8 protein-coding genes are annotated in these 6,367 nt (G+C 55.3%); 3 read left to right on the top strand and 5 right to left on the bottom strand.

Annotated elements, in window-relative coordinates:
- Positions 1 to 646: 646 nt before the first annotated feature.
- Positions 647 to 2,095 (bottom strand): NADPH-dependent glutamate synthase, encoded by a 1,449-nt coding sequence (gene gltA, locus MV985_RS02690; protein ID WP_297461019.1) that lies wholly within the window; start codon positions 2,093 to 2,095, stop codon positions 647 to 649.
- Positions 2,095 to 2,964, bottom strand: a complete 870-nt coding sequence (locus tag MV985_RS02685; protein WP_297460983.1) for a sulfide/dihydroorotate dehydrogenase-like FAD/NAD-binding protein — start codon at positions 2,962 to 2,964, stop codon at positions 2,095 to 2,097. Before MV985_RS02685 ends, gltA begins: the two co-directional genes overlap by 1 nt.
- Positions 2,965 to 3,130: 166 nt before the next feature.
- Between MV985_RS02685 and MV985_RS02680 the strand changes: the two genes are divergently transcribed.
- Complete coding sequence (locus MV985_RS02680) at positions 3,131 to 3,340, top strand: hypothetical protein (RefSeq protein ID WP_297460968.1); 210 nt, start codon at positions 3,131 to 3,133, stop codon at positions 3,338 to 3,340.
- On the opposite strand, the gene MV985_RS02675 is transcribed toward MV985_RS02680, so the two are convergent.
- Both MV985_RS02675 and MV985_RS02670 read right to left on the bottom strand, forming a co-directional pair.
- Entirely contained in the window at positions 3,324 to 4,085 is a 762-nt protein-coding gene (locus tag MV985_RS02675) for a tRNA (adenine-N1)-methyltransferase (RefSeq protein WP_297460956.1), read from the bottom strand. The two genes, MV985_RS02680 and MV985_RS02675, sit on opposite strands and share 17 nt — an antisense overlap.
- Complete coding sequence (locus MV985_RS02670; RefSeq protein WP_297460941.1) at positions 4,075 to 4,716, bottom strand: DUF257 family protein; 642 nt, start codon at positions 4,714 to 4,716, stop codon at positions 4,075 to 4,077. Before MV985_RS02670 ends, MV985_RS02675 begins: the two co-directional genes overlap by 11 nt.
- Positions 4,717 to 4,763: 47 nt before the next feature.
- Between MV985_RS02670 and MV985_RS02665 the strand changes: the two genes are divergently transcribed.
- Positions 4,764 to 5,105 (top strand): signal recognition particle protein Srp19, encoded by a 342-nt coding sequence (locus MV985_RS02665; RefSeq protein WP_297460929.1) that lies wholly within the window; start codon positions 4,764 to 4,766, stop codon positions 5,103 to 5,105.
- Here the strand turns inward: MV985_RS02665 and MV985_RS02660 are convergent, their stop codons facing one another.
- Positions 5,106 to 5,351: an Lrp/AsnC ligand binding domain-containing protein gene (locus tag MV985_RS02660; protein WP_297460917.1), complete on the bottom strand. Its 246-nt coding sequence runs from the start codon at positions 5,349 to 5,351 to the stop codon at positions 5,106 to 5,108.
- Between the two features lie 126 nt (positions 5,352 to 5,477).
- On the opposite strand from MV985_RS02660, the gene MV985_RS02655 reads away from it, so the two are divergent.
- The coding region (locus tag MV985_RS02655) for a DEAD/DEAH box helicase (protein ID WP_297461050.1) at positions 5,478 to 6,367 on the top strand (890 nt) is incomplete at its 3' end.

The raw sequence follows: 6,367 nt of genomic DNA, 5'->3' as shown, positions 1-6,367 counted from the left end.
CCAACGCCCGTTGGAAAACGGCAAACCGGAGTGCTCCATATCCTTTTTGGCCGAATAAAAGACGGTGAAACGGCCGTCTCCGTAATTTGCACTTTTCGTGATTTCAATAGCGGGTGTATCAAAAGTCCTCCGAGTTCACCCTACCTATCTCCCGGGAAAATCCCCCTTTACTCCAAAAAACCCGCGAGAAAGCCGGCTTTAACCCCGGCCCAAAAACCTTTCCACACTCCTTTTTTAGGTCGATAACTGCCTATCCTGCTTCTTCTTGGCTGTTACGGTTGTGCCAAGCTTTGGCTTACAAAAACGTGCATAGACTTACCCTGATGTAATGTAAAAATGCGAAAGCCGTTTTCCGGGCTGATTTTAAGATTTTCAGCGTTCAGGGGGAAAATCACCTCACCTATCCCGCCGGAGGTTTGCCCGGAGCTCTAAAAACACCCTCCTCCGGCTTCTCTTCCAATGTACACTTTTTGAAACCCGGGATTCTGGAGGCTTTTCCCGGGTTGAATGACTTTATTCGGCCTTCTTCACCGGAAAAACGCCAGCCCACCGGCGCAATAATCCAGAAAAGGAAAAGCCCGGAAAGAGGATGTGCGCTGTTGCCCACATCTGCCCAAAGGATAAAGGGCCAGAGAAAGGAAAGGTCTCAGGCGTTCTGTCCTGCCCTCTTCTTCGTGAGGTACTCATGGATGGACTTCGCCGCGCGTCTTCCGTCGCCCATCGCAAGAATAACCGTCGCCTCGCCCCTTATTGCGTCACCGCCTGCGAAAACTCCCGGGATGCTCGTCATGAGGTTCTCGTCAACGACCACCTTGCCGCGCCTGTCCACCTCAAGACCCGGAGTGTTGATGATGAGCCTGTTCGGGTGCTTGCCGATGGCTATTATAACGGTGTCCGCCTCAAGCGTGACGTATTCTCCCGTCCCGACTATCTTCCTCTTGCCCCTGGAGTCCCTCTCATCCAGGGCCCTCATCTTCTCGAACTTGATAGCTTTGACGTTGCCGTTCTCGTCGCCTATAAACTCAACCGGGTTGATGAAGTACTCGAACTTTATTCCCTCTTCCTTGGCGTGGTGAACCTCCTCCTCTCTCGCCGAGACGTCCTCGGGACCGCGGCGGTAGGCTATTGTAACCTCAGCCCCAAAGCGCCTCGCACTTCTGGCGGCGTCCATTCCGGTGTTGCCGGCGCCTATGACGATAACTTTCTTCCCCACCTTCACCGGCGTGTCGTACTCCGGGAACAGGTAGGCCTTCATGAGGTTGACCCTCGTAAGGAACTCGTTGGCCGTGTAGATGCCGTTGAGGTTTATGCCTGGTGCGCGGACGAGCCTTGGAGTTCCGGCTCCGGAGCCGATAAAGACGGCATCGTATTCCTCCAAAAGCTCTTCCATGGTGATGGTCTTCCCGACGATGTGGTCCGTCAGTATTCTCACGCCCAGCTTCCTCAGCTTCTCTATCTCCTTCTCCACGATCTCCTTCGGGAGCCTGAACTCGGGAATGCCATACATCAGAACTCCACCGGCGGCGTGAAGGGCCTCATAGATGGTAACATCGTAGCCGAGCTTCGCCAGCTCTCCAGCAGCGGTAAGTCCCGCCGGGCCGGCTCCAATGATGGCCACTCTCTGGCCCTTCTTCTCGATCCGGGGAATTATCTCGAAGAGGAGCTCCTCGTCTATACCGTGCTCTCTGGCATAATCGGCCACAAAGCGCTCGAGCTTGCCGATGTTGATCTTGTCACCGACCTTGCCCATCACACAGTTCATCTCACACTGGTCCTCCTGCGGGCAGACGCGGCCGGTAGTTGCTGGAAGCGAGTTGCAGGCCCATATAATGTTTAAGGCCTCCTTCACGGCCTTGTCGGGGTTATCGCGGTACTCAACGAGCTTGCTTATGAATCCGGGGATGTTGATGTGAACGGGACATCCCTTGATACAGGGCGCGTAGTCGTAGGGACACTGGAGGCAGCGCTCGGCCTCCTTGACGGCGAGCTCGAAGGTGTACCCGAGATCAACCTCCCTGAAATCATGAATCCTCTCCTCGGGGGGTCTCTCGATGGTGGGAACGCGCTCCTTTATGATCTTTCTCTTAACCGCCATCACTGGCCACCTCCACGAATGGCCTTCAGGTACTCCTCAAGGGCCTTCCTCTCCAGATCGGTGTAGAAACCAACCCTGTGGATCAGCTCGTCCCAATCAACCTTGTACGCATTAAACCCCGGCCCGTCAATGCAGGCGAACTTGACCTCACCGCCAACGGTGACGCGGCAGGAACCGCACATCCCAGTTCCGTCCACCATGATGGGGTGGAGGTCGGCCTCCATCGGTATGCCGTACTCCCTCACCACCTCAAAGACGGCCTTCTGTCCACCTGCAGGGCCGACTATAAAGACCAGATCCCAGTGCTCACTCTCGAGGAGTTCCCTGACCTTTGTAACGGCCCTCCTAACGAGCTCCTGGGCTATCTCCTGCATCCCCCAGCCAGGCTGGAGATCGTAGCCCTCAACGATGTGTCTCGAAACGGCCTTCTCAAAGTCCTCTTTGAGGATGACCATCGGGTTGGGGGTGACGTGGAGCGTGGTTACATCGTTTCCGAACTCCTGCCAGGCCTTCGCTATTGGAAAAACTTCGACCATTCCGGTTATGAGGCCTATCGCGAGTATCTTACCGAACTTCTTCATCGGGGCGGGGTTTCCAAGCGGACCGGCGACGTTGAGAAGTTCGTCTCCAGGTTTAAGTTCGTTGGCCATCCTCAGGGTGGTCTTGCCCCTGACGAACGTCACGAGGGTTATCCACCCCTCCTCCCTGTCCCAGGTGACCGGAGTCAGCGGGATCCTCTCACCGTTGGGGAATGCCCGCACTATAACGAACTGGCCGGGCTGAACCTTTTTGGCCACGTGAGGGGCGTGTATCTTATACCACACCTCGTTCATGGCGAGCTCCTTCTTGTCGAGTATCCTGTACCCCACAATGAACACCTCCGTACATGAGCCCAAATCTGGACATCTAAAGGTTCACATGATTGGGAACTTATAAAGCTGTTGTTAACCTCGGGTTGAAAATTCGGAAGCTTTCTCGAGGACCCGGGGAAAGGATTAAAAATCGTTCGCAAAAAAACCAGCGGGGGAGAGTGAAATGGGAACCATTTACCGGATCGCGGTTTTCCTCACGGCCCTGTCCCTGTTCTGGCCGGTGGTATATGGAAATGTAAGGGTATTCCAGGAACTCCCCGGAAACCCCGTTCTCCAGGCGGCCCTGGGAACACTGATATTCGGGGCGCTGGCGTACCTCACGTACGAGGGCGAGGAAGAAGCAGAGGAAAAAGAGTTCACAGCTTCCGGATGAAGGTCAAATAACCCGTATGCGCCAGCATCGTTGTTTTAGGCCTCATGCACTCCCTCTTGACCTCCTGTTCCCTTACCAGAACCTCCACAATCCTCGGTCTGTAGAAGTGCTCCCTGTAAGCTTGAAACGCCTGGAAGAAGCGGTGAACCTGGTTGGCGCATGGGGTGTACGCCACGAAGTATCCTCCGGGGCGCAGAACTTCCACCGCGTGAGGGAGAACGTTCTCCGGCTGCGGCAGGTCGAGGACTATGTGGTCGGCCCTCTCCTCGTCAATGCCATCGTAGATGTTCTTGAGCTTTATCGTGACCCTATCCGAGAAGCCCGCGAACTCGACGTTCTTCCGGGCTATCTCGGCGTGATCCTCCCTGACCTCGTAGCTGACCACCCTTCCGGTGGGACCGACGACGTTGGCCAGGAATATCGTGAGCGCGCCGCTTCCGGCCCCTGCCTCTATTACGGTATCGCCGGGTGAGATGCCGGCGTAGGCGATTATGATTCCAGCGTCCTTCGGGTGGACTATCTGTGGCCCGCGCCTCATTTTGGCTATTATGTCGTTGATGTCCGGCTTGATAGCTCTAAACTCCTCGCCCTTGTGGCTGGTTATCGAGGCTCCGTAGGGCTTCCCTATAAGCTCCCCCAACTTGAGTATGCCCAGGTCGGTGTGGAACTCCCTCTCCGAGGCCGTGACTAAGTAGCGCTTGCCCCTCCTGTCAACCAGGAGAACCCTGTCCCCCTCAGATATCAACTGTCCCACCCTCTTTCCTGAGCCTGATGCCCTCCGTCGAGAGGTGGATAACGAAGGGGGTTACCCCCTCGATGACCGAGAGGGCATGCCCGTCTAGAACCCCTGTGTTGACGAAGTGTATCCCGACCCAGTCCTCCATGGGTATCGTGCTGATGGCCGTTAGCAGGCTTTTCAGGGCCTCATCCCTTCCGAAGTGGATGTAATGGCCGAGGCCGAAGGTTACGAAATAGTCGGGCTTCATCGGGAGCCTGCTCATCCGGCTAACTATGGTGTGGTAGTTCCTGAGAAAGGCTCCTGGATCGTAGGAGGGGGTTATCTCCTCCACGATCTCGCCGTAGCTCGCCATACCCGGTCCGATCTTGAAGACCCTGATCCTGCCGAACAGGTCAACCGCGCGGGAGTACTCCTCGCCCGTAACCCTCCGGAGGTAGTTTCTGAAGAGTAGATCTCCAACACCGAAGAAATCCGCAACGACAACGTTCCCCCGCTCCAGGAGTGCGGGCATCAGGATTCCCCAGGCGAAGCCCTCCATCGGATAAACGGGATCGTACTCAAGGAGAACCCAGTCCCCCCTAATGACCTTCCCAAGGATGAGCTCCTCAACAATTGACTTCATCTCGAACTCCCCCACCGGAAGGGTTTTTAACGCACGTCTTTTAAACCTTCTCAGGTGGGACAATGAAGAGGTTCGTTGTGTGGCCCGGTGAGATAGACGCCAGGCTAAGCAGGAAGTACGGGAGGGCCGTTGGTAATGAATTCGCCGTCGATCGGCCGAGCATCGACGAGATAACGGACGCCGCCCTGTCCCTGGGCATGAAGGTCATCGAAAGGGACGGGAGGAAGCTGAACCCTCGGCTGGCGGGCCTCGACGAGGAGTACAGAACCAGGGGAATGCTCATAGTAGAGAGCGAGTACACGAAGGGAAAATCCCTCAGAATGATCGCTCAGAAGATCAGAGAACTCCGGAGAATCAGGTCCAAGGGCAGGAAGAAGCGCAAATCCAGGAAGAAAAAGAGGTGATCACTCCTCCTCATCCATCTCAACTACTATCGCGGTAGTGGTGTCGATAACGCCGTCGATGTTGTGTATGTCGTGGAGGATTCTTCTGGTGAGTTCGCCGAGGTCGTTGGCCTCTATGTGGACTATGGCATCGTAGGGGCCTGTGACGGCATCTGCTTTAGTAACACCCGGAATCTGCTTGAGCGCCTCTATAACGCTCTCAACTTTTCCAATCTCAACGGTCAACAAAACGTACGACCTAACCATTTTTCACCACCGGGGAAAGGCTTTACGTGAATACTTGCACTCCAACTCATTTAAGCTTTTCGTAGTTTTTTCGGTTCAGTTAACCATATAAAACCGCCCTCCCAATCCAAGCGGGATGTGAGGGGCATGAAGATCGAAGAGCTTCCGGTGGACGAGAGAATAAAGAGAGTCATACGCGAAAGGGGCATAGTGGAACTCTATCCCCCGCAGGCAGAAGCGTTGAAAAGCGGCGTTTTAGAGGGCAGAAACCTCGTTCTTGCGATTCCAACGGCGAGTGGAAAGACGTTGGTGAGTGAGATAGTTATGGTTAACAAGCTCCTCCGCGAGGGAGGCAAAGCCGTCTACCTCGTCCCCCTGAAGGCCCTCGCCGAGGAGAAGTACCGCGAGTTCAAGGAGTGGGAAAAACTCGGAATAAGGGTGGCCGCTACGACCGGCGACTACGATTCAACGGACGAGTGGCTTGGAAAGTACGACATCATAGTGGCCACCGCTGAGAAGTTCGACTCCCTGCTGAGGCATTCCCCGGGCTGGGTTAAGGACGTCAGGCTGATTGTAGCTGATGAAGTCCACCTCATAGGCTCCTACGACCGCGGTGCTACTCTGGAGATGATACTCAGCCACCTCCTCGGGAAGGCACAGATTTTAGCGTTGAGTGCTACCGTTGGAAACGCGGAGGAGCTGGCTGAGTGGCTCGATGCGGAGCTTGTGGCAAGCGACTGGCGCCCGGTTGAGCTTAGGAAAGGCGTCTTCCACCTCGGCCAGCTCTTCTGGGAGGACGGTAAAACCGACCGTTATCCGGAAAACTGGGAAAGTCTGGCAATTGACGCCGTGAAAAGGGGCAAACAGGCTTTGGTTTTTGTCAACACGAGGAGGAGCGCTGAAAAAGAGGCCGTTTCACTCTCATCAAAGATCTCCAAGCTGCTCACCAAGCCGGAGACGAGAAGGCTGGAGGAGCTAATCTCTCAAATAGAGGACAATCCGACAACGGAAAAGCTCAAGAAGGCTTTAAAGGGCGG

The sequence above is a fragment of the Thermococcus sp. genome, from assembly GCF_027012695.1.
Lineage (GTDB): Archaea > Methanobacteriota_B > Thermococci > Thermococcales > Thermococcaceae > Thermococcus.
This window is presented reverse-complemented; position numbering and strand designations above follow the sequence as displayed.